At 70.4% G+C, this 22,099-nt stretch carries 14 protein-coding genes; 4 read left to right on the forward strand and 10 right to left on the reverse strand.

Translation table 11 applies throughout. The annotated features are described in order from the left end of the window. On the forward strand, nt 1-1,601 hold a 1,601-nt coding region (locus tag CV1CTNOD_RS16350; protein WP_165485562.1), incomplete at its 5' end, for a DUF5915 domain-containing protein. 131 nt (nt 1,602-1,732) lie between these two features. Here the strand turns inward: CV1CTNOD_RS16350 and CV1CTNOD_RS16355 are convergent. The 6 genes from CV1CTNOD_RS16355 to ftsZ all read right to left on the reverse strand — a co-directional run bounded on the left by CV1CTNOD_RS16355 (nt 1,733) and on the right by ftsZ (nt 6,439). Further along, the gene (locus CV1CTNOD_RS16355) at nt 1,733-1,912 is read right to left on the reverse strand and encodes a hypothetical protein (protein WP_131786920.1); all 180 of its coding nucleotides are present in this window, start codon (nt 1,910-1,912) and stop codon (nt 1,733-1,735) included. 118 nt (nt 1,913-2,030) lie between these two features. Next, nucleotides 2,031-2,981, reverse strand: coding sequence for a DivIVA domain-containing protein (locus tag CV1CTNOD_RS16360; protein WP_131786921.1), 951 nt, complete (start codon nt 2,979-2,981; stop codon nt 2,031-2,033). A gap of 90 nt (nt 2,982-3,071) precedes the next feature. Further along, nucleotides 3,072-3,338 (reverse strand): YggT family protein, encoded by a 267-nt coding sequence (locus CV1CTNOD_RS16365; RefSeq protein ID WP_131786922.1) that lies wholly within the window; start codon nt 3,336-3,338, stop codon nt 3,072-3,074. 72 nt (nt 3,339-3,410) lie between these two features. Continuing rightward, complete coding sequence (locus tag CV1CTNOD_RS16370) at nt 3,411-3,947, reverse strand: cell division protein SepF (RefSeq protein WP_131767762.1); 537 nt, start codon at nt 3,945-3,947, stop codon at nt 3,411-3,413. Between the two features lie 10 nt (nt 3,948-3,957). After that, complete coding sequence (locus CV1CTNOD_RS16375; protein ID WP_131786923.1) at nt 3,958-4,815, reverse strand: YggS family pyridoxal phosphate enzyme; 858 nt, start codon at nt 4,813-4,815, stop codon at nt 3,958-3,960. Between the two features lie 163 nt (nt 4,816-4,978). Further along, nucleotides 4,979-6,439, reverse strand: coding sequence for a cell division protein FtsZ (gene ftsZ / locus CV1CTNOD_RS16380; protein ID WP_131786924.1), 1,461 nt, complete (start codon nt 6,437-6,439; stop codon nt 4,979-4,981). 669 nt (nt 6,440-7,108) lie between these two features. On the opposite strand from ftsZ, the gene CV1CTNOD_RS24835 reads away from it, so the two are divergent. Next, the gene (locus tag CV1CTNOD_RS24835) at nt 7,109-10,714 is read left to right on the forward strand and encodes an AAA family ATPase (RefSeq protein ID WP_165485563.1); all 3,606 of its coding nucleotides are present in this window, start codon (nt 7,109-7,111) and stop codon (nt 10,712-10,714) included. A gap of 169 nt (nt 10,715-10,883) precedes the next feature. Here the strand turns inward: CV1CTNOD_RS24835 and CV1CTNOD_RS16400 are convergent, their stop codons facing one another. Then, nucleotides 10,884-12,662, reverse strand: a complete 1,779-nt coding sequence (locus CV1CTNOD_RS16400; protein WP_131786925.1) for an alpha/beta hydrolase — start codon at nt 12,660-12,662, stop codon at nt 10,884-10,886. A 278-nt stretch (nt 12,663-12,940) separates the two neighbouring features. Here CV1CTNOD_RS16400 and CV1CTNOD_RS16405 point away from each other — a divergent pair, with 278 nt between their 5' ends. Then, a complete protein-coding gene (locus CV1CTNOD_RS16405; protein WP_131786926.1) occupies nt 12,941-17,299 on the forward strand; it encodes an FtsK/SpoIIIE domain-containing protein in 4,359 nt (1,452 codons plus the stop codon). Nucleotides 17,300-17,364: 65 nt separating this feature from the next. Further along, on the forward strand, nt 17,365-17,601 hold the full coding sequence (locus CV1CTNOD_RS25810; protein WP_207386488.1) for a hypothetical protein: 237 nt from the start codon (nt 17,365-17,367) through the stop codon (nt 17,599-17,601). Here the strand turns inward: CV1CTNOD_RS25810 and CV1CTNOD_RS16410 are convergent. The 3 genes from CV1CTNOD_RS16410 to CV1CTNOD_RS16420 all read right to left on the reverse strand — a co-directional run. After that, nucleotides 17,595-18,509 (reverse strand): hypothetical protein, encoded by a 915-nt coding sequence (locus CV1CTNOD_RS16410; protein ID WP_131786927.1) that lies wholly within the window; start codon nt 18,507-18,509, stop codon nt 17,595-17,597. The genes CV1CTNOD_RS25810 and CV1CTNOD_RS16410 overlap by 7 nt on opposite strands. Before the next feature lie 263 nt (nt 18,510-18,772). Next, the gene (locus tag CV1CTNOD_RS16415; RefSeq protein ID WP_131786928.1) at nt 18,773-20,347 is read right to left on the reverse strand and encodes an AAA family ATPase; all 1,575 of its coding nucleotides are present in this window, start codon (nt 20,345-20,347) and stop codon (nt 18,773-18,775) included. 352 nt (nt 20,348-20,699) lie between these two features. Continuing rightward, nucleotides 20,700-22,099 (reverse strand): ATP-binding protein (locus CV1CTNOD_RS16420; RefSeq protein WP_207386489.1); only part of this gene is annotated, 1,400 nt, incomplete at its 5' end.

Here is a 22,099-nt window from a genome sequence, read left to right on the forward strand (position 1 = left end):
CGGTGGCGCGCCGCGTCCCCGACGTGATCGACGTCTGGTACGACAGCGGCGCGATGCCGTTCGCCCAGTGGGGCGCGCCGCACCGCAACCGCGAGGAGTTCGAGGGCCAGTATCCGGCGCAGTACATCTGCGAGGCCATCGACCAGACCCGCGGCTGGTTCTACACACTGATGGCCATCGGGACGCTGGTGTTCGATCGCTCGGCGTACGAGACCGTGCTCTGCCTCGGCCTTCTCCTCGACGCCGAGGGCCGCAAGATGAGCAAGCATCTGGGCAACGTCCTCGACCCGTTCGAGCTGTTCGAACGGCACGGAGCGGACGCGGTGCGCTGGCTGATGCTCGCGGCCGGCTCGCCGTGGGCGGACCGCAGGGTCGGCCACGAGGCGCTTGAGGACATCGTCCGCAAGGTGTTGCTGACCTACTGGAACACCGCGTCGTTCTTCGTCCTGTACGCGAACGCCGCCGGCTGGGCGCCGGGGGGTGCACCCGCCGCCGAACCGCAGGCCCGGCCGGTGCTCGACCGCTGGGCCCTCTCGGAGCTGCACGCCACCATCACCGAGGTCACCGAGGCGCTGGACGCGTTCGACTCGCTGCGCGCCGGGCGCCGCCTGACCCGCTTCATCGACGACCTGTCCAACTGGTACGTGCGCCGCTCCCGGCGGCGGTTCTGGGAGGCCGATCCGGACGCCTTGGAGACCCTCTACACGTGCCTGGACGGCGTGACCCGGCTGATGGCCCCCTTCACCCCGTTCCTCACCGACACGTTGTGGTCGAAGCTGGTCGCCGGCGTCCGGGCGGACGCCCCGGACTCGGTCCACCTCGCCGACTGGCCGATCCCGGTGCCCGATCTTGTGGACGCGTCGCTTGCCGCCCGGATGGATCTGGTGCGGCGGGTGGTCGAACTCGGCCGGGCGGCACGGGCGAGCAGCGGTGTGCGGACCCGCCAGCCGCTGGCACGCGCGGTCGTGGCCGCCCCCGAGTTCGCCGGGCTCTTCCCGGACCTGCGCGCGCAGATCGCCGAGGAACTCAACGTCACCACCGTCGAGGCCGCCACCGCCGACGTGGTCGACGTCACCGTGAAGCCGAACTTCCGGACGCTGGGCCGCCGGTTCGGCAAGCGAACCCCGCTGGTCGCGGCGGCCGTCGCCGGCGCGGGCCGGCCGGTGGACGGCCGGCTCACCGTCGAGGTGGACGGCGAACGGATCGAGCTCGCCGGTGACGATCTCATCATCGCCGAGACCCCGCGACAGGGATGGGCCGTGACGTCGGAGTCGGGGCTGTCCGTGGCCCTCGACCTGGAGATCACCCCCGAACTGCGGCGGGCCGGTATCGCCAGGGACGTGGTGCGGGTCCTGCAGGAGGCGCGTAAGGCCTCCGGCCTGGACATCACCGACCGGATCGACGTCCGCTGGACGGCGGACACGCCGCAGACGGGCCAGGCCCTGCGGGAGCATGGTTCCACCGTGGCTGCCGAGGTCCTCGCCGTGACCTTCACCGAGGGCGCCGATCCCGCGGGTCAGGCCGCGGGCGAGACCGGCCGGACCGCGCCGGATCTCGGGCTGACGTTCTGGTTGCGGCCGGCGGCGGTCGCCACCGACTGACGCAGGCAGTCGTCACCTCACCGGGGCTCGGCCGGCGGCTCAGGCCGGGGTTTTCGGCCGGGAGCTCAGGCCGGGCTTCGGGCCGGCGGCGAGGCTTGGCCAACGGGCCAGGCGGGGCTTGGCCGGGGAACTCAGCGAGTGTCCCGGCCTGCCGGTGAGCGCCGGGACGGCCTGCGTACCCCCAGCGACAGCAGCACCGCCGCCACCAGGCCGATCACGATCGAGGCGTAGACGAAACCGGTGCTGCCCAGGACGCCCATGCCCAGCAGCACAGACGACAGCAGGACGAGGACGCCGCTGACGACGGTCACGGCTGCCGCTGCCGGAGATCAACGCTCCGGACGCCCTGCCCGCAGGCGGTTACAAAACCGGTATGCCGGGATCGTGGATACATCCAGGGGCCTTAACGAAGATCCACCGGGCAGACCCTTAGAAGTCCTGCAGTCCGGACGCGTCCCGGCGGGCAGCCGTCTCCATGTCGGGTGCGCGGACCCCGCCGTTGTCGTTTCCTCGCGCCATCGCGCCCGCACCCAGGGGCGAAGCGGACGGGAAGGCAGACGTGGGACCGGAGGCCGCCGCGGAACTGGCGGTGATCCCGACCGGAGGGGGCGGCGGGGAGCCGGTACCGGGGTTGAGCGGTGGGCGTGAGGGGCCGCCGGCTCCGACAGCCGGCTGTGTCGGCATGCCGTCCAGATCGCGCAGCTGCATCTCCAGGTAGGCACGCAGACGGGTCCGGTACTCGCGCTCGAAGGCCCGCAACTGCTCGACCTGGCCTTCCAGGCGACGCTTGTCGTCCTCCAGGCCACCGAGCTGTTCGGCGACATGCGCGCGAGCCTCGCCGATGATGCGGTCGGCGTCGGCGCGGGCTTCGCGCCGTGCGCGCTCCGATTCGTTACGAGCCTCCCGCAGCGCCTCGTCCGCGGTGCGTTGGGCGAGCACGAGGGTTCGGGCCACACGCTGTTCGATCTCGGCGTCCAGCTGGGTGTTGCCGGTGCGGGCCGGGGCCGCGGCTGCCGGGGGTACCGCCGGTATGACCGTGGTCGCCGCCGGCTGTGCGGCAGGACGTTCGCGGGCTGCCGCCTGTACTGCCTGGGCCGCCTGTGCCTGAGCCTGCGCGACCTGGCGCCGGGTTTCCTCCAGCTGCCTGCGCAGCTGCTGGTTTTCCTCCAGCACCTGGGCGGGTACACCCGAACCAGCACCGCCGCCCGCGCGGCGGGCCTCGTCGAGCTGTCGGCGCAGGTCGGTGTTCTCGTCCAGGAGCCTGGTGAGCTCGCTCTCGACGTCGTCGAGGAAGGAGTCGACCTCGTCCTCGTTGTAGCCGGTGCGGAACCGGGTCGGGCTGAAGACCTTGTTCTGTACGTCCTGCGGTGTCAGAGCCACGTCGCCTCCTCATGATGCGGCATCGCCGTTCCCCGGAGAGGGCGGTCCAGCGGCAGTCTGCCGCGCGCATTCGCCACGTGCGCGACTTCGTCACAGCCCATCTGCGAGTCTCCGCAAGACCCAGATCACAACTAAGATCAATAAAAATCCGAGGTCGAACGCCACGTTACCCACCCGAAGGGGCGGGATGAACCGCCGCACTAATCTCAGCGGTGGATCAGTGACGGTGTACACGGACTCAAAGACTAGTACCAAGACTCCGGTCGGACGAAAGGTGTGGCTCAGCGAGACCACTAGATCTATCACTACGCGAGCGAACAGCAACAGTAGGTAGACCAGCAGGAGTGTGGAGATCACGTCACCAAGTGTGCTGATGGCGGGCTCTCCTGTACCTGTGGGGACTTGAGTCTGATGACAGCTGACATATGATCATGACTGATTGTAGAAGCCACCCTCACGGATGCGCCGCTTGTCGGTCTCGGTGACCTCGACGTTGTGCGGCGAGAGCAAGAACACCTTGTTGGTGACCTTCTCGATCGATCCGCGCAGGCCGAACACCAAACCCGCGGCGAAGTCGACCAGCCGCTTGGCGTCAACATCATCCATCTCAGTCAGATTCATGATAACAGGAGTCCCGTCCCGGAACTCCTCCCCTATCTGCCGAGCCTCATTGTAGCTTCGCGGCTGCAAGGTGGTGATCCGGTACGGTGACGGCTCCTCGATCGCGGATGGCCTGCGCATCGGAACCGGACCAGCCGGCCGAAGCTGTTCCACCGGGGGACGTCGCGGCATCGCAGGCGGCTCCTCACGTGCATCTATACGACGGACCGACCGCTCGGCGGGCATCGGCTCACCGACGTCGCGTCGGTCCTCACGACCGGCGTCGTCGTACTCGTCTTCGTCGAGGTAGCTTTCGTCCTCCTCGGCCAGACCGAGGTAGACCATCGCCCTGCGCGCGACACCCATGAGCGCGACTCTAAGGGACACCACGCCGTGGACCGAACAAAGCCGTCCCGATGCGAAGGTGTGTCGCGCCTTCGGCCACCGCTTCGGCGAAGTCCGCGGACATGCCGGCACTGATCACCGACGCGTCCGGATGCTCTCGACGAAGCATGTCCGAAACCTCGCGCAGCCTCGCGAAGGCCGGATGGGCCGGCAGGCCGCGCGGCGCAACCCCCATCACCCCGACGAGGACGAGGCCGCGGCTTGCGGCCACAAGGTCGCCCAGAGCGAGGATGTCGGCCGGGTGAACACCACCTCGACCGGTGTCGTACCCGGCCGGATCCAGCGACACCTGCAGACATACGGCGATTTCCCGATCGTACGAGAGCGCCCCACCGGCTAGCGCATTCACCAGTGGCGCACGGTCGACCGACTGCACCCAATGAGCCCATCCAGCCACCGGACGGGCCTTGTTACGCTGGAGCTGGCCGACGAAATGCCAGCAGGGCCCGGATTCTGGCGCAGCCGCCGGGCCCGGCTGACGAATCTGGTCGGCATCCCCCTCCGGGACGACGTCGCGTGCATGCGGCTGCCATGCAGACGAAACCTCACTGTCAAGTTCGCGACCGGAGAGGTATTTCGTCACAGCCGCCACCTTCAGCCGGGCCTCCTGCTCGCGGTTCTCCGCGAAATGCGTGACACCCAGCCCGCTGAGCAGGGCGACGTCCGATGCCGGCCAGTTCTTGCTCACCGCGATGAGGGTGAGCTCGTCGGCCGGGCGACCCGCCGCGGCAGCCGCTGCGGCGATCCGCCCACGGACATCGGCAAGGTTGTGTCGCAGTTCCTCGCGCCGCTGTGCCGAGGCCGGTCCTCCCGCGATCGGTGCGATCATCACCTGTCTCGCCCGTGTCGTGGCAGCGGCATCGTCGCCGGGTGCGCCCGCGGCGGACCGCCGCCGGCCTCATGGTGACCGCACGCGACGTTCAGGACGAACCGCGGGAAGTTCCCGACAAACATGGCCGCCACCTGCATCCGGACCGATACCGGCAACGAAGCTATTTGAGGAAGTCGGGGACGTCGAGCTCGTCGTCGTCGTCCGCGATCGGCCGGACCGGTCTGCGAGGCGGCGGATAGCTCGGCCGAGGCCCCTCCCTGGGCTCCTTGTACGGCGGATGACCCTGATCAACGCTGGCGTCGACGCTTTCCCGCCGGGACGGTGACTGCGCGTCGTGGTTGTAGTCCCGGTCGTCGGAGGCTTCCGCCACCTGGCCGGGCGCGGACGTCCGGGGGTGGGCCGGCTGGGACGACACACGGGCGGACGACGCCGACGTGTGCGGGGTCGCCACCGCCGTCGCGGGAACGGTCCGGGGCTGCGCGGTCGAGGCGGTGAAGGACGCAGCCGGCGTGACCGTGACGGGCGCCGGAGACGAGGAGGCCGCGGGGGCCGTCGTGGGCGTGGATCCCGACGGCCCCGAGGTCGAGCCTCCCGAGGCTGCGGAGTTCCCCGCGGCGGCGGGCTGGCCAGCAGGGCTGCGACGGGAGCCGGGCAGGAACGCCTTGGGCCGGGCCGGGACGGTGTCGAAGCCCGCGGCGATGACCGTCACCCGGACCTCGTCGCCGAGCGCGTCGTCGATCACCGCACCGAAAATGATGTTCGCCTCGGGATGAGCGGCGTCCGCGACCAGTTCGGCGGCGGCGTTGATCTCGAACAGGCCGAGGTCGGAACCACCCGAGATGTTCAACAGGACGCCCTGGGCGCCGTCCATGCTCGCTTCCAGCAGAGGCGAGGCGATGGCCTGCTCGGCCGCGACGATGGCCCGATCGTCGCCGCGGGCCCGCCCGATTCCCATCAGGGCGCTGCCCGCGTGCGACATGACGGTCTTGACGTCGGCGAAGTCGAGGTTGATCAGGCCGGGTGTGGTGATGAGGTCGGTGATGCCCTGCACACCGGAGAGCAGCACCTGGTCGGCGCTGCGGAACGCGTCCAGCACGCTGATGTCACGGTCGGTCATCGCCAGCAGCCGGTCGTTCGGGATGACGATGAGGGTGTCGACCTCGTTGCGCAGGGCGTCGATCCCGGCTTCCGCCTGGGTGGCGCGACGGCGTCCCTCGAAGGTGAACGGACGGGTGACGACACCGATCGTCAGGGCGCCCAGCGACCGGGCGACGTTGGCCACCACCGGTGCGCCGCCGGTGCCTGTGCCACCGCCTTCTCCCGCGGTGACGAACACCATGTCGGCGCCCTTGAGGACCTCTTCGATCTCTTCCCGGTGGTCCTCGGCCGCCTGGCGGCCGACCTCCGGGTCCGCACCCGCACCGAGTCCACGGGTGAGTTCGCGTCCGACGTCGAGCTTGACGTCGGCGTCGCTCATGAGCAGGGCCTGGGCGTCGGTATTGATCGCGATGAACTCGACGCCCTTGAGACCGACCTCGATCATGCGGTTGACGGCGTTCACGCCGCCACCGCCGATCCCGACGACCTTGATCACCGCCAGGTAGTTCTGAGGAGCTGCCATGCGGTGTCGGTCCTCCAGCAACATCGGTGGGCGGACAGGGGACATGCCCCAGCCGCCCGGTGCAGCGAGGAAGGCGGCGCCGAGTGGATGGAGCAAGGAACGATCGGTGAGCTTCAACCTTCACCGTCAGCTAGACAGTTAATGTTATGTCAACTTCCGACCGTGGACCGGACAGTAGGGACGACCAACCCGGGGGTCAAGGACGCACTCGGCGCGTCACGTCACACCTTTCCCGTCCGTTGAGTCACATCATCCTTCACAGCCGGGATGACCGCCTCTCGGCGACCCGCAGGCCCGGGCCTCCCGGGCCTCGCAGACCTCCTGGACCTCCGGGACCTCCGGAACCTCCTGGCCGCTTTACGGGTACGCCGCGACGCCTGACCCGCCCACCGAGATGATGATGACTGGTGGCATCGATCCGATTACCGGAGTAAAAACGGTCTCGACGGTCGCCGATCGCCTGTGAGTAAACCGCAACGTCCGGTAATCCCTCGAGACGGTCCCGACCGTGGACGACCCGTTGTCGGGTGCGCGTCTCCGGCAGGTGTTTTGATATCCCTGGACGGGCTTCCCCACCGGGTTTCGCCCGCGAGTATCCAGCGGACCAAAGGCAGCGCGATCATGGCTTCTCCGTCCCGTCGGAGAACCCGGGGAACCGAGGGGTGCGATGTGGTTGTCACCAACACCTCCGGGGCCGCCAACCAGCCGTGCGGCACGGACGAGGTCGACACGGAATCCGGGCCACGGATGCGCCTGGTGACATCCGGCTCCCGTGCCAACCGGACCATGCTGACCGACTCGACCTCCGCAGGCACGGTGACGCTCTCCACAGGCACGGTGACGCTGCTGTTCACCGACATCGAGGGCTCGACCCGACTGGTCAGAAGACACGGCGAGCGCTACGGCGAAATCCTGGCCGAATGCCAACGCCTGCAACGACAGGCCTTCGACGCGACCGGCGGCCGAGAGATCGACACCCAGGGCGACTCGTTCTTCGTCGCGTTCCGCACGTCCAAGGAGGCCGTGGCGGCCGCCGTCGCGGCCCAGCGTGCGCTGGCGGCGCATTCATGGCCGGCCGGCGCCCGGGTCCGCGTCCGGATGGGCATCCACACCACCGAACCGACCGCGTGGACCGGCCGTTACGTCGGGCTCGGGGTGCACCGGGCGGCCCGGTTGTGCTCCGCCGGGCACGGCGGGCAGATCCTGCTGTCGGAGATCACCCATTCGCTCGTCGAGGACGCCCTGCCCGCCGGTCTCGACGTGCGCTACCTCGGTGAGCACTGGCTGAAGGACTTCGACCGGACCCAGCGGATCTGGCAGCTGGTGGTACCTGACCTGCAGGACACGTTCCCACCGCTGCGGGCCCCTGGCTCCTCGACGCCGACCGATCCGCGCAGCGGGCCGACCGATGTCGACAACACCGACGTCGACACCGATACCGATACCGGGCCTCCCGGCGGCTCCCACCTCGGCTGGTTGGCGAGCATGGCGGACACCGCCTTCGTCGGTCGGGTGGCGGAACTACGGGCACTGCGGGAGAGCTGGGACCGGGCCCGATCCGGACACCGGGTACTCGCGCTGATCAGCGGGGAGCCCGGGATCGGGAAGACCACCCTGGCCGCACAGATCGCCCGCACCGCGCTCGACGACGGCGGGCTGGTGCTCTACGGCCGCTGGGACGAGGAAGTGCTCGCCCCTTACCAGGCCTACCGGGAGGCGTTGGGCGAGTATTCACGCACCTGCCCGAGGTCCCTGCTACGGGCGGAGTTCAGCGAGCACGCCGACGAGATCTCCCGGCTGTTTCCCGAGGTTGCCAAGCGCGTCGGCGTGGTCGGCACCCCCCTGCCGGGCAACGCCGAGGCCGAACGGTTCCGCCTGTTCGAGGCCCTTGACGGCTGGCTGTGCACGATGGCCTCCCGGCGTCCCGTCCTCACCGTCCTGGACGACCTGCAGTGGGCGGACCGCTCCTCCCTGCTCCTGCTGCAGCACCTGATGCGGATGCCACGGGCGACACCCCTGCTCGTGGTGGCCACCTACCGCAGCACCGACCACGGGGAGCTGAGCCACTTCCTGCCCAGGCTGGCCCGGGACGCCGACTGCCGGCGGATCACCGTCGGCGGCCTCGACGAGGACGAGACCGTGGCACTGCTCGGGCAGGTCACCGGCGGAGGGCTGGCCGAACCCGGCCTCGCGCTGGCCCGCGAGCTGCGGACGGACACGGCGGGCAACCCGTTCTTCCTGACGGAGATGATGCGGCACCTGGTGGACGTGGGGGCGCTTCCCCCGGCTTCGACCCCGGCCTCCGAGCGGACTCCGTCGAGTGGCCCGCCGGCTCCCCCCGGCCCGGTCCGGCCAAACCAGCTGGTGCCCCTGGCCCCGCCGGCCCCGTCAGGCCCGTCCCGCGTCGAGATCCCCGAAACCGTGCGGGATCTGGTGCGCTGGCGGCTGAGCCGGCTGTCCCAGGAGTGCTCCTCCTCCCTCGCCATCGCATCGGTGATCGGCCATGAGTTCGACGTGGACATCCTCGGCACCACAGCCAAGATCGACGAAATACGCCTGCTCGACCTCCTCGACGAGGCGCGGCAGGCCGGTCTGGTGCACGAGGACCACGACCAGCCCGCCCGGTACGTCTTCTCCCACTCGGTCGTACGCCGGTTCCTGCGGGACAGCCTGGGTGTCACCCGCGCCGCTCGCCTGCATCGCCAGATCGGGGACGCCTTCCAGGCCCGCCAGGCGAGCGCCCACGCCGAGCTCGCCCACCACTACTGGGCGTGCGCGGACCCGGCCGTCGCCGACCGGGCCGTCCACTACGCGCGGCTCGCCGGTGACCGCGCACTGGCGGAGGCGGCCTTCGACGGCGCGGTGCTGCACTACCGCCGTGCGCTTGACGTGCTGGAGCGCAACGGTGGAGGGCTGCGCGCCGAGCTGCTGCTCGCCCTGGGCGACGCCCACGGGCGGGCCGGGGAGTACCCGGCCCGGGACGCCCGTTTCGTCGAGGCGGCCACGGTCGCCCGCGACAGCGACGTCACCGACCTGTTCACCCGCGCCGCCTTCGGGTACGGCGGTGTGCTGCCCCCGGCGGTGAGTCCGGATCCCCAGGGCCAGGCGCTGCTGGAGGAGACGCTGGAGCGCCTGGGCAACGCGGACAGCCCCGCGCGGGCCAGGGCGCTGGGACGCCTCGCCCACTGGGTGCACCACGAGCGCCCGTACGCCGAGCGGGTGGCCCTCTGCGAGGAAGCGATCGCCATGGCCCGGCGGGTGAACGACCTGGCGACGCTGGCCATCGTCCTGTGCCACCGCTGCTGGGCCCTGGACGGCCCCCGGGACGTCGACGAGCAGCTCGCCGACGCCGCCGAGATCCTGCGTCTGGGCGAGGAACTCGGTAACCACGAGCTGCTCCTGGACGGGCTGCGGATCAGGATGTCCGCGCGGTTCCGGCGGGGGGACTTCGAGCTGGCGGCCGACACCGCCGCCACTCTCGCCGATCTCGCCCGGGAGCTGCGCCATCCCGAGTTCCTGCGGATGGCGGCCATGTGGGACGTGGTCGTCGCCACGATCGAGGGGCGGTACGAACACGCCCAACGCCTGACCGGCGAGCTGCAGACCCGGCTTCGCCAGCTGGGCCATTCGCAGACCGAGCTCATCCTCATCGGTCAGGCACTTCCGATGCTGTGGCTGCGGGGACACCTCGGTGAGACCCGCTCGCTCATCGACGACATCGCGACCCTGCAGTCGCAGATCCAGATCTGGCCGGCGATGAGGGCGTGGCTGGGTGCGGAGTCGGCAGCCGATGACCAGGTCCGCAAACTGCTGGGCAGCCTCTCCCCGGACGCCCCGGCCAAGCTGGACGAGAACTACTCGTGGTGGGCGACGATCGTCGCGTTCATCCAGACGGTAACCGCGATCGGGGACAGGGTATGGGCGGGGAAGCTCTACGAGCTGATCCTTCCCTTCGCCCGGCACAACGCCACCCTGGGTCTGGCGGGCTTCCTCGGTGCGGTCACCCACCACCTCGGTGTGCTCGCCGCGACACTGGGCCGGTGGGACGCCGCCTGCGCGCACCTCGAGGCGGCCCTACAGCGGCACCACGCGATGGGATCTCCTCCGTTCGCCGCGCTCACCCAGATGGAGTACGCGCTCGTGCTGATGTCGAGGGGCTCCGACGGCGACCGGGAACGCGCCGAGGAGCTGCGTACGGCAGCGCTGCGGACAGCCGCGCAGCTCGGCCTGAAAGCGGTGCAGACGCGCGCGGCCCGGCAGGTACCGCACGCCTGACCGCGGCCCCGGTCCGCCCCGGATCGGGCCGCACCCTCGATCTCCCACACCGGACGGCCTCACCTCCGACGTCCCGCACCCCGACTCCTCATCCCGGACGGCATCATCCCGGATGGCCGCACCCTGGGCTCGTTACCCCGAGGTGTCATCCCGTCATCCCGTCATCCCGTCATCCCCGACGATCGGACTCCAGATGGTTGAGGATGAGCGGGTAGACGTCACGGTCGGCGTCCTGACCGATGATCGCGTCCAGATGTGCGTAGCCGGGCAGGAGGCTGCGGCTGTACAGATCCGGGCCGTTGGCGTCGCGGAGCCAGCGCAGGGTCCGCGCGGTTCCCTCCGGCAGGAAGATGTAGTTGTCCGTCCCCTGCAGGAAGTGGATGGGCAGCCGCAGGAACTGCGGATCGCTGGTGTAGACGTCCCGGCCCGCGGCGTCGACGGCCAGACCCGTCCGCATCATCGACGCCAGGTGCCCGAGCGTGGCGATGTTGCCGACCCCGAACATGTCGTTGAGTGCCTCGTGGGTGGCCTGGTTGAGCCGTGCGTGCCGGTGGGTGCAGCCGAAGATGGCGTTGATCCAGCGGCACAGCGCCTGGCCGCAACGTTCCGACGAGGCCATCGGCACCGCTCGTAACGCCAGGTCGACGGCAACGTTGGGAAGGGTGAACCGGCGGCCCGGCTGCACAAGCTTCAGACCAAGACCACCGAGCGCCTCGCCGACGTGCAGGCCTGTTTTGAGCTTGTTCAACGGTGACGCGACCGGATGCAGCGGGAACTGGGCACAGACCGCCGAGCGGACGCTGGGCAGCTTGCCGGCTGCCAACGCCATCAGCAGTGAGCCGGAACCCACGCAGTGCCCGTATGCCTGGACGTCGGCGGCCCCGGTCACCCGCCGGACCTCCTCGACCGCGGTCGGCCAGTCCTCGGTGGCAATGGCGTCGAGGGTGAACTGGCCGGCCGAGGAGGGCAGATCGATGGACGCGCGGTAGTCGAACAGCCAGACGTCGTAGCCGTGCTCGACGAGGAACTCGGTCAGGTTGGTGCGGATCGTGTCGGCAAGGAAGGCCCCGGTGGACATGCCGAACCCGGAGGCGAGCAGTACCGGCCCCTTGTCCCCGCCCCGATAGCGGATGAGACGCAGCCAGCCGTCCGCACCCACATCGGCACCCTCGTGCCAACGGCTGCTCTCCCCGCACCAGCGGATCTCGGGGTCCGGCAGGCGCAGCACCCGCTGCCCCGGGCCCGCCGGGCGGGCCGGAGCGACGGGGAAACGCCGGGCCTCGTCCAGCGGGCCGCCGTAGATCCGCAGCAGGTATCCGGCGAACAGCTTCAGGGCTGCCAGCTCGTACGCCCGGCGGCGGCCGGCGTCGGCGACACCCCGCACCTCGATCGCCCGCAGCGCCCGGACGAAGTCACGGCGCTCGACCCTGGCGATACCCACCCCGAGCGTCCGGCCGTCATCCGTGCGCAACGTCAGGTTGAGGGTCGTCGTGTCGGACCACGCGTCAAGCCCCGGACGGTCGTGCAACACCTTGAAGGCGTCGAGGGTATAGCGCTCACCGTCACCCGCGACGAGTACCAGCCGATACCGTATATGCCAGGTTTCGACCTGGTCGGGGTCGGGTTCGACGAGGACGAACTCGCCGTCCTCGATCGTCAGCGCCTCGCTCGACAGGATCGGTACCCGCACACTTCCCGACGGGCGTCCCGGTGTGGTCTGGTCACGCAGCAGCACGTCGACGTCATCGAAGTCGACGGCGAGGTCGATGTCGACCGATGTCCCGTCCGCCCGCCCCTGTGTGAATCCCGCCTGGAAGTCGTCGGTCACCCGGGTCGAGAAATAGCCCGTCAACCGCTCCTTGAAACGCAGTGCCACCAGGCCGCGGGGCGGGAATGAATCAGCAGCCTTCCCGGAAGATGGGACATCCGGCTTGGAGAGAATACTCATCGCCCCTCCTGTCGCTGTAGGCTCGGTGCCGTCACCGCCGACTGTTGACGAGATGGTCGCTCTCCATCCGCCAGCGGACTACTGTGGTTCGCAGAGCACATTTCCATGCCCGATCGACCACGTCACTATCGGTTGGCTGACAACCCGCCCGCAGGTTTCGGGTTCGGCGGATGGGATGGGTGTGGTCGGGCAGAGCTGGAGTTCCCAGCCGGCGGCTGGCGCGCCATGCTGCGCTACCGGCTGAGTCCGCGTGTGCTTCGACGGGAGCGAAGCAGAGGATGATCCTCAGACTGAGTGTGTACGACCCCGGCACGGATGCCAGGTACGACGTCGAGATGTCGGCCGATCCCGAGACCGGGGTCGGCTCCGTGCTCGACGCGCTGCCGTTGCCGGTCGGCGGCCGCCGCTGCTTCGTCGGCGACCAACCGCTCAACCGAGCCGAGACCGTCGCCGAAAGCCCGCTGGTACACGGCGTGACGATCAGTATCGGAACTCCGGGTCCTGAGCCGCGCGCCGTCCAACCCGGTGTCGCCGGCGCCCTCCGGGTGCTGGACGGCCACGACGCCGGCCTGATCGTGTGGCTCGCCCCGGGCCACCACATGATGGGGCGGGATCCGCAGGAGCGTGTCGTGCTCAGGTGCGACGAGGTTTCCCGCCGGCACGCGGCGCTCACGGTGTCCCTGGACGCCACGGCCACCGTCGAGGACCTCCGTTCGAGCAACGGCACCCTGATCGACGGCGCGCTCGTGGTCGGGCCGACTCCCCTCCCGGCCGGCGCCACCCTCGAAATCGGCACCGACCGCATGGAGTGGGTGCCGTTGCCGCGAACTCCGCTGTCGACCGCCCACAGCCAGGACGGCCGCCTCGACTTCGACCGGGCCTTCGCACCGGCGCCCACCATCAGCCGCACCGAGGTGGCGCTGCCGTCGGCCCCCGCCCGGCATGCCACCTCCCGGGGCGCCGTCTGGATCCCCGCCCTGTTACCGGTCGTGATCGGCGCGGTCCTCTTCGCGGTCATGCGTAACCCCATCGTCCTGGTGATGTGCCTGCTCGGTCCCGCCAGCGTCATCGGCACCCAGGTGGTGGCCCGCAGACAGCGAGCTGCCGACGATCGGCGCTTCGAGACCGAGAAAGCGGCCGCGCTGCACACGACCACGGCTCTTGTGGCCGCCGAGGAGAAGATCCGCCGCGTGCAGGCGCCCGACCGCCTCGACCTCACGCTTGCCGCGACCGGAGCCGACCGCCGGGTATGGCCACGCAACGCCGACTCCCCCGACGGTCTGCGGCTGCGGGTGGGCATCGCGGGCGAACCCGCGTCGATCGACCTGCGCGGCGAGCGGTGGGCCGGTTTCACCGAGCCCGCCCTGCACGGCATACCGCTGACTATCGACCTGCGCACCGCGGGTGTGCTCGGTGTCACCGGCCCGACCGGACCGGCCGATGACCTGGCCCGGTGGCTGTTGGTCCAGCTCGGCGTGCTCCGCAGCCCCGACGACCTCCGGATCGTCCTGATCACGTCCAGCAGCCGGAGTCATCTGGCGTGGGCCACCTGGCTGCCGCACGTCGCCGCCGGCGAGGCGAACCCCGTGCCCTGCTGGGTCGGCAACACTGAGCAGACCCGGACGAGCCGCATCGCCGAACTCCGGGATCTGATCACCATCCGGTCCGCCGAACGCCGGGGCGCTGGCAACGTCCGCTTCGCCGAGGACGTCGTCGTCCTGCTCGACGGCGCGCTCGCGCTGCGCAACCTGCCGGGTATGAAGGCAATCCTGCGGGAAGGCCCGGAAGTCGGCGTGTACGTGATCGCCGTTGACCGGCACGGGATGAACGAGTGCCGCGCCGAATGCCAGGTCGACGACGCCCGCGCCGTCCGGCTCACCCGTAGCCGCGGCGAGCAGGTCGTGGTCGGCCACGCCGAGGGCATCAGCCCCGGCGACGCCGAACGGCTCGCCCGGCCGGTCGCGCCGCTGCGCGACCGGCTGTCGCTGGGCGGCGCTGAGTCGGCCCTCCCCTACCCGGTGCGTTTCCTCGACCTCGTCGGCATCGGCATGGGCGTGGCGTCCGCGGACGACGTGCTCGCCGTGTGGGCGGACCAGCCGGGGCCGACCACACGGGTGCCACTCGGCGCGGACGCGGACGGGCCGGTCACCGTCGACCTCGCCGGGCAGGGACCGCACACGATGCTCGGCGGCGCCACCGGTGCGGGCAAGAGCATCCTGCTGCAGACGCTCGTCACCTCCCTGCTGCTGGCCAACACCCCCGACGAGCTGAACCTCGTCCTCGTCGACTTCAAGGGCGGCAGCGCATTCCTGCCGTTCGAGAGCTGCCCGCACGTCGTCGGGCTCATCCGCTCCACCGGCGAGACACCGGCGGACGTCTTCGACGAGGCCGCCGCCGACCGGGTACTCGCCTCGGTCCGCGCGGAGGTGCGTCGCCGGGAGTCCCTGCTCGCCCGGTACGGCGGGGAGATCGACGAATACTGGACGGCCCGGCGCGGCGCACCCGGGCTGCCCGCGCTACCCCGCCTTGTAATGATCTTCGATGAGTTCGCGCGGGTGCTGGAGACGTCCCCGGACTTCCTGCGGGCGCTGGTCAACGTCGCGGCCAAGGGCCGGTCGCTCGGCATGCACCTGGTGCTGGCCACCCAGTCGCTGCAGGGCAAACTGTCGGCCGAGCTGAAGAACAACATCGACCTGCGGATCACGCTCCGGCAGAACGAGCCGGCCGACAGCGTCGAGGTCCTGGGCGTACCGGACGCCGCGGCCATCCCGGGCCGGCTGCGGGGCCGCGGCATGATCCTGTGCACGAAGGACGAGACACGGACTCCACGCCTGTTCCAGTCCGGCTACCTGGGTGATCCGCCGCCCGCCGGCGGGGCGCGGCCCGCCCGGATCCGGATCGTGGACTGGGTCGCGCTCGGCACCACCCGGCCCGAGGACCAGACGGACCACGGCGGCGCGGCCACCGACCAGACACTGACCGTCCGCGCGATCGAGGCCGCCGCGCGCAGGCTGGGCCGTCCGGCGCCGTTCCGGCCGTTGCTGCCGCCGCTGCCCGCGGATCTGACACTGGACGACCTGGCGACGGCCTGGGCCACCGGCGAACCGCCCGCGACAGCCGTCCCGTACGGTCTGGTCGACTCCCCCGACGCCCAGGCCCAGCCGCCGGCCGTGCTCGACCTGGCCGGGAGCGACCGGCTGCTGGTCGCCGGTGGGCCGCAGCAGGGCCGTACGACGCTGGCCCGCACCCTGATCACCAGTCTGGCGTCACGCTTCCGGCCGGACGAGGCGCAGGTGTACGCCATCGAGCACCAGCCGGCGGGGCTGGCGGCCTACGCGGGGCTGCCGCACTGCGGCGCGGTGATCGCCGGTAATGAGCCGGACCGCATCCGCCGGTTCGTCACCTGGCTGCATGAGGAGGTCGCCCGGCGCCAGATCGGGCGGTTGGGCGGCGGTGCGACAACCGGCGGGCAGCGGAATCCGTGGATCGTCGTCGTGGTCGACGGCTGGGAGCAGTTCGAAAACCGCGGCGACCCGACGTTCCTGGAAACGTCGCTGCTGACCACGCTGCGCGAGACGATCGTGGCCGGGCCGCCACTGGGCGTACACATCGTACCGCTCGGCGGTCAGGAACTGCTGACCAGCAGGGTGTCGGCCCTGTTCACCCGGCGTCTGCTCCTGCCGTTCGGCAAGGAGGAGCTGCGCCGGGCGCACCTGCCGTCAGGGGTGGCGAGCCCACCGGCCGTGCCCGGCCGGGCCGCGGACGCCGCGAGCGGGGCACAGGTCCAGATCTGCCGCCCGGACGTCGACGCAGCCACACTCATCGACCAGGTCACCACCCGTCTGTCCACAGCCGAGCCGCCCGCCGTCACACCGGCTACGACGACGGCGGCTGCGACGGCGGGCCGGTTGCCGCGCCCGTTCCCCCCACTGCCGGCCCGCGTGGATCTCGCGGAGCTGGCCCTGCCCGACCCGCCGCTGTCGGACACCTGGCTGCCGCTCGGCGTGGGCGGCCCGGATGTGGACGTCGTGGGCATGGACTTCTTCGACGCCGGGCCGCACCTGCTGCTCGTCTCCGGCCCCGCGGGGTCCGGGCGGACGACCGCGGCGGCGACCGCCGCCCGGGGGCTGCGGCGGGTCGGTGTCGGCGTACTGGTCGTCGCCCCGCCGCGCTCACCGCTGCCCACCCTCATCGGGGATGACGGCGGCGTCCGGGTCGTCACCGGGACGGTGCTCAAGGACACTGACCTGCGTACCGCCGCCGAGGCGTTCGGTGACGGGCGGTACGCGGTCGTCGTCGACGACTGTGATCAGATCACCGTCGTACCGACGCAGGTCAACTTCGCCGACGGCCCCACGTTGTTGCAGGACATCGCCAGCCCCGGCGCGCTCGGCCACCAGGCGCTCGTGCTCTGCGGCGACGCGACGCCGATCCTCTCCGGCCAGCGCCGCTCCCTCGCCCGCGTCGTCAGCGAAATCATGACAAGCGGCGCCCGGCTGCTGCTCACACCCACCTCACCCGTGGTGGCGCGCGAGCACGGCTTCAAGCTGGAACCCGACCAGTTCTTCGCCGCCCCACCCGGCCGCGGCCACCTCGCCACCGCCCGCGCCACCACCCTGGTACACCTCGCCTGGTAGCCATGCCCTCGCTGCGTTCGGTAGCCGTTGAGGCAGACGCGTAACCGTACGCGTCCTGACAACGGATGGCACACGCTGGTGGATACCACTCCGCCGGCAAGATCGGCGCAAGTTTGTCGCCAGGTACGCCCATCCGCCCGAAACCCGTACCCCACAGCAAACCACCGTCGATCATCACCTCAGAGGTCGATCATCTGAGCCAGCACGGCGCGCACCTCGGCGATCTGCCCGGCGTCGCTGAGCATCGGCCACCACCTGGACGCGGGTTCACCGACCCCGAGGACGATCGTGACCTTCAGTGATCCAAGGCCGCGTCGTATGCGTCGAGCCCCTCCTCACCGAGGATGTCGGCGTAGCCCTCCGGCGCATCCAGGAAGGACTCGACTTCGGCGGCTTTGACCAGCTCGGCGAGCCTGCGACCGAGCTCGACCGGATCCGGGCGGAGCTCCTCGCACAGGTCCAGGTGGACGTCCGCCAACCGCTCACCGATCTCCGACGGTTCCGTCTCGTACGTCTCCCAGGCGTCGTACAGATAGCCCGACAGTCCGTCCCACACACCGATCGCGTCCTCGACGAGGGCGAGCACCTCGGCGGTCGGCGGCCGCACCGCGAGCAGCTCCAGCTCCTCCGCCATCGCCACCCCCGCCCTGACGAGATCATAAAAATCCCACTGGCGGTGACTGTCAGGAATGGCGGCCGCGTCCCGCACCAGCCGGCGGGCCCGGTCGAGCTCCGCCGGGCCTGCCGGAGAAAGCCGCCCCGCACGTCGGAGAACCTTCCCAGCGAACAGCCGGTCGGTCGACGCCTGCTCCACGACGAGGCCGATCAGCTCGATCCGGGTCAGGGCCGCCGCGGCCTCGGCGACCATCCGTTCGTTCTTGTTCAAGCCCACCGCGGCGCCGGCCACGTCCGCCGTCACGGTCCACGTGATGCCGGCGTCGAGGGCGGCCACGACAACGGCGACCGCGTGCTCGCACAGCGTGCCGTCCGGCCTGTTGTCACGGTCGCAGTCGCCGACCAGGGTGCGGCCGACAATCACAACCGACACATTTGACCGATTACCCTCGCGGTCGGTCACCGTCGCCCGGACGCCCCCGTTCACCGCGGCCAGGCCGCTCACCCGGCCGTCGGCAACGCTTTCTCGTCCATGCCTCGCCGCCTCCGGCCCGACCTCCGCAAGCAGCGCATTCACATCCACGGTCACAGCCATGACAGCATCCAACCGAACCGTCCCGCTTCCAGCGCGATGGGCCCCGCCCCCGGGAAGAGCACACAGACATGCCGACCGTGCAGGCAGAGGAACGATGCCGACACCGACCGCGGACGCCCACTGCTGCGGAGCACTCAACAGTCGACAGACCCGTCGACAGGGTTGATTCACGTGCTCTGTGACGGTGAGCGGTTTTCACCGGTGCGGCGGAGGACAGCGGCAACGCGGCCGATCGCGCCTGTGCGACCAGCCGGTCGGGTGGGTCAGGCGCGCAGGAGTGTGATGTCGCGGCCGGTAGGGCTGGTGGCCTTCTCGAACGTGGTGCGTTGCGTGATGGGGGCGGCGTCGGGTCGGCGGTCGAACAGCACGAGCACACCGTGGTCGAGGTCGAGGCGGTCGAGGTAGCCGTCGAGCTGGGTCAGCCCTTTGGCAAGGGGGTCGGGTTCCCCGGGGCGCCACACCTTGAGTTCGACGGCTTCGCGTTGCCAGCGGCGGGCGCCATCGGATGTGGTGTACGGCCAGCGGACGAGAATGTCGATCCGCCCGCGGCCGACACCGTATTCACGCTCGACGTAGCCGCCGCCGTTGACGACCCGCTGCAGAAAACCCATGAGGACGAGCTGGGGAGCGGCCTCGTGATAATGCTGGGCGCGGGTGAGGATCTCGCCGTGTTCCCGCCAGAAGGCGGCGAACTCGGCCAGCAACAAGGGGAAGTCGAGGCGGCTGTCGGGGAGCACGAAGCTGCGGGGGTCGGCGAGCACGTTTTCCTCGACACCGGCGGCCAGGACCCGAGCGATCACCTCCCGGTAGATCGGGTTGGCGACCCGGACGGGTCGGGTGAGGGCGACCAGGCCCAGGTCACGGACGTAGGTGACGTCGTCGTCGTAGGGGTCGAGGGTGACCAGGGTGCCGGCGAGGACCGGTTCGAGGATGCGGCGCACCCGGGAGTCGGCCAGCCGGGCGGCCAGGGAATCCAAATGGGTGGCGCGGGCCAGAATGAGCCGCTCCTTGGCCTGCTCCACCTGCTCGGCAGTGATCGGCTCCGCGGTCGGGACGCCGATCTTCTCGACGACCTCACGAGCCAGAGCGTTGACCAGCCACGGCTGGCCGGCGGTCAGCTCGATCGCCCGGTCGACCGCCTCCGGGGTGAACCGCTGCCCGGTCTCGGCGGTGTGCTGGGCGTAGAGCTCACCGACCTCGTCGGGGGTGAAGTCCCCCAACCGCAACGATTCCAGCTTGATGTTGAACGGACTGGCGGTACCCAGCCGGGACGGATCACCCCCCGCGGCGGCCTTGTAGTCTCGCACATCCCGCAGCCCGCACAGCGCCACCGACGCGGGGAACGCTGCGGGACGCTCGCTGAAACCGGCCCGCAGCTGCCGCAGCACACTGATCAGGCTCTGCCCGTGCAGCGCATCGATCTCGTCGAAGAACAGCACCAACGGCCGGGGGCAGGTCCGCACCCAGGCCGTGAGCGCGACGGTGAGCAGGTTCGCCTCGGACGCCTGCGGCCACGGCGGCGGATGCAGGTCCGTCGGCAGGGCAAGCTCGGCACGGAGCCGGATTTCGTCGAGGATGCCGCGCTGTGCCGCGCCGTAGTCGTCCCCGACCGCCTGGCCGAGCTCACAGGAGAAGTGCAGCGCGGCATGGTGGCCGGCGGCGGTCAGCTCCTGTGCCAGCGCCCGCAACGCCGTCGTCTTCCCCGTCTGCCGGGGCGCGTGCACCACGAAGTACCCCATCTGGTCCACCAGCCCGGGCGCCTCCGGCAGCCGCCTCAGCGCCGGAATCATGTAGTGGTACTCGGGACGGCATGGTCCCGCCGTGTTGAACCGGCGCATCCGCGGACACCACCTTCCGCGACCTCGGAGTAGGGACCTTCATCCGTGACTCTACGGCCCGCCGACCACCCGCCGAGCCCAGCGCTTGTGGCCCCTCGCTGTCCGCCCCGGGCGGCCAGGTACGCGACCCATTCCACGGCCCCGGACAACATCACCACGTGAACACCACGCCACGTGCGTGTGGAAAATCTATGTTGTCAACGAAGTCCGAGTGCCGATATTCGATCCTTGACGCGGACCAAGAGCATCTGATCGGCCCTCTGTGGACAAGCGAGAGTCAGGCGACTTCGCCGATGGCCGCGCCACCACCCTGCTACGCCTCGCCCGGTAGCTGTTGCACAGCCCGGTAGCCTCATGCACGCCAGGCCGCGATCAGCTCGTCCGGGCCGACGGTCCGTACCGGCAGGCCGGCGACGACACCGCTCCGGTGGACGGCGAGCAGCTCGGTGGCCGGGTCAGCCCCCGGCACCGCGGCCGTGTCACGGACCAGGGCGGCATGGTCATGCTGGTCGAACAGCCTTGAGGTCTGCCATTTGATGCTGCCGGTGAACACTATCCGGGTGGCGACGCCCTGACGGTCGGCACCGACCAGGTCGATCTCCGGGTTGTTCTGCCGGTTCCACCAGCCGCCGACGGCTTCGATCTCGGGCCAGCCGAGTTCCGGGGCGATCCGCAGCAGCGCCTCCCGGATCACCGGCTCGACGGCCCGGCCACGCCAGGCGGTCCAGGAACGCCGCACTCGCCGCAGCAGCAGGTCGGCGCGTCCGCGTTCGACCAGGGGCAGGCCCGCTTCCAGAAACGCCAGATAAAAACGCAGGTATGGGTCGGCCACCCGGTAGCGACGGTCCTTCTCAGCCGGTCTGGTCGACAACGGCGCGTCAACGGCAATCACCCGTTTGGCTTCCAGCAGACGCAGGGCGTTGGTCAGGGAGCTTGCCGCCATCGGCTCGGCCCGAGGGGACATCGCCGCGCGGACACCACTCCACGTGCGCTCGCCGGTACCGACCGCGGTGAGCACCGCCCGGGCCTGCAGATGCCCCGGGAACTCGGCAGCAAGCGAACGTTCACCCGAGACCAGCAGCGCCGATGTCGGATCGGCCAGCGACCCGGCGAGAAAGTCCTCGACGGACTGGCCGGGGCGCCATTCCTGGCAGATCAGCGGCAGGCCGCCGGTGACAAGATACGCGTCGATCGCCTCGGCCGCCGGCAGGTCGAGCATGGCACCGACCTCGGCCGGGTTCAGCGCCGGCAGCACCATCACCGTGCCGCGTTGGTGGAACGGGCGCCGGTAGTCGTCCAGACGTTCCATCATGGCCAGATCCGAGCCGATGAGCACCAGCAGAACCGGCTTGCGCGCGAGCAGTGTGTCCCACGCCGTCTGCAACGTCCCTTCCAGCGTCGGGTCGGCTTCGATCAGCCAGGGCAGCTCGTCGATGACCACGATGCTCGGGGAGTCGGCGGGCAGCGCCGCGGCGAGCTGACGGAACAACGCCGTCCAGGTCGGCAGCACTGTGCCGGCGGCGAACAGGTCCCGGCCCGCCAGCTCCGATTCCCCCACGGCGGCGGCGAACGCGACCCGCTCAGCCGCCGGATCAGCACCCTGGCTCGCCTGGAAGAACACCGACGGCACACCCGCCCGCCCGCAGAACACCTGGACCAGCCGGGACTTGCCGACCCGGCGCCGGCCCCGCAGCAGCACCGCCACCCCGGGAAGGTCACGCCGAGCGTCCCCCACCCGTCCCAGCAGAGCGT

Origin of the sequence: Protofrankia symbiont of Coriaria ruscifolia, from assembly GCF_900634745.1 — a bacterium.
GTDB classification, from domain to species: domain Bacteria; phylum Actinomycetota; class Actinomycetes; order Frankiales; family Frankiaceae; genus Protofrankia; species Protofrankia californiensis.

Coding starts and splice junctions, on each gene's coding strand:
- CV1CTNOD_RS16370 (WP_131767762.1), bottom strand. CDS start 3,947: ATGGGTGTCGCGCGCAGGGCGATGGTCTACCTCGGTCTGGCCGAGGAG.
- CV1CTNOD_RS16375 (WP_131786923.1), bottom strand. CDS start 4,815: ATGATCGCACCGATCGCGGGAGGACCGGCCTCGGCACAGCGGCGCGAG.
- ftsZ (WP_131786924.1), bottom strand. CDS start 6,439: ATGGCAGCTCCTCAGAACTACCTGGCGGTGATCAAGGTCGTCGGGATC.
- CV1CTNOD_RS16400 (WP_131786925.1), bottom strand. CDS start 12,662: ATGAGTATTCTCTCCAAGCCGGATGTCCCATCTTCCGGGAAGGCTGCT.
- CV1CTNOD_RS16405 (WP_131786926.1), top strand. CDS start 12,941: ATGATCCTCAGACTGAGTGTGTACGACCCCGGCACGGATGCCAGGTAC.
- CV1CTNOD_RS25810 (WP_207386488.1), top strand. CDS start 17,365: ATGGCACACGCTGGTGGATACCACTCCGCCGGCAAGATCGGCGCAAGT.
- CV1CTNOD_RS16410 (WP_131786927.1), bottom strand. CDS start 18,509: ATGGCTGTGACCGTGGATGTGAATGCGCTGCTTGCGGAGGTCGGGCCG.
- CV1CTNOD_RS16415 (WP_131786928.1), bottom strand. CDS start 20,347: ATGCGCCGGTTCAACACGGCGGGACCATGCCGTCCCGAGTACCACTAC.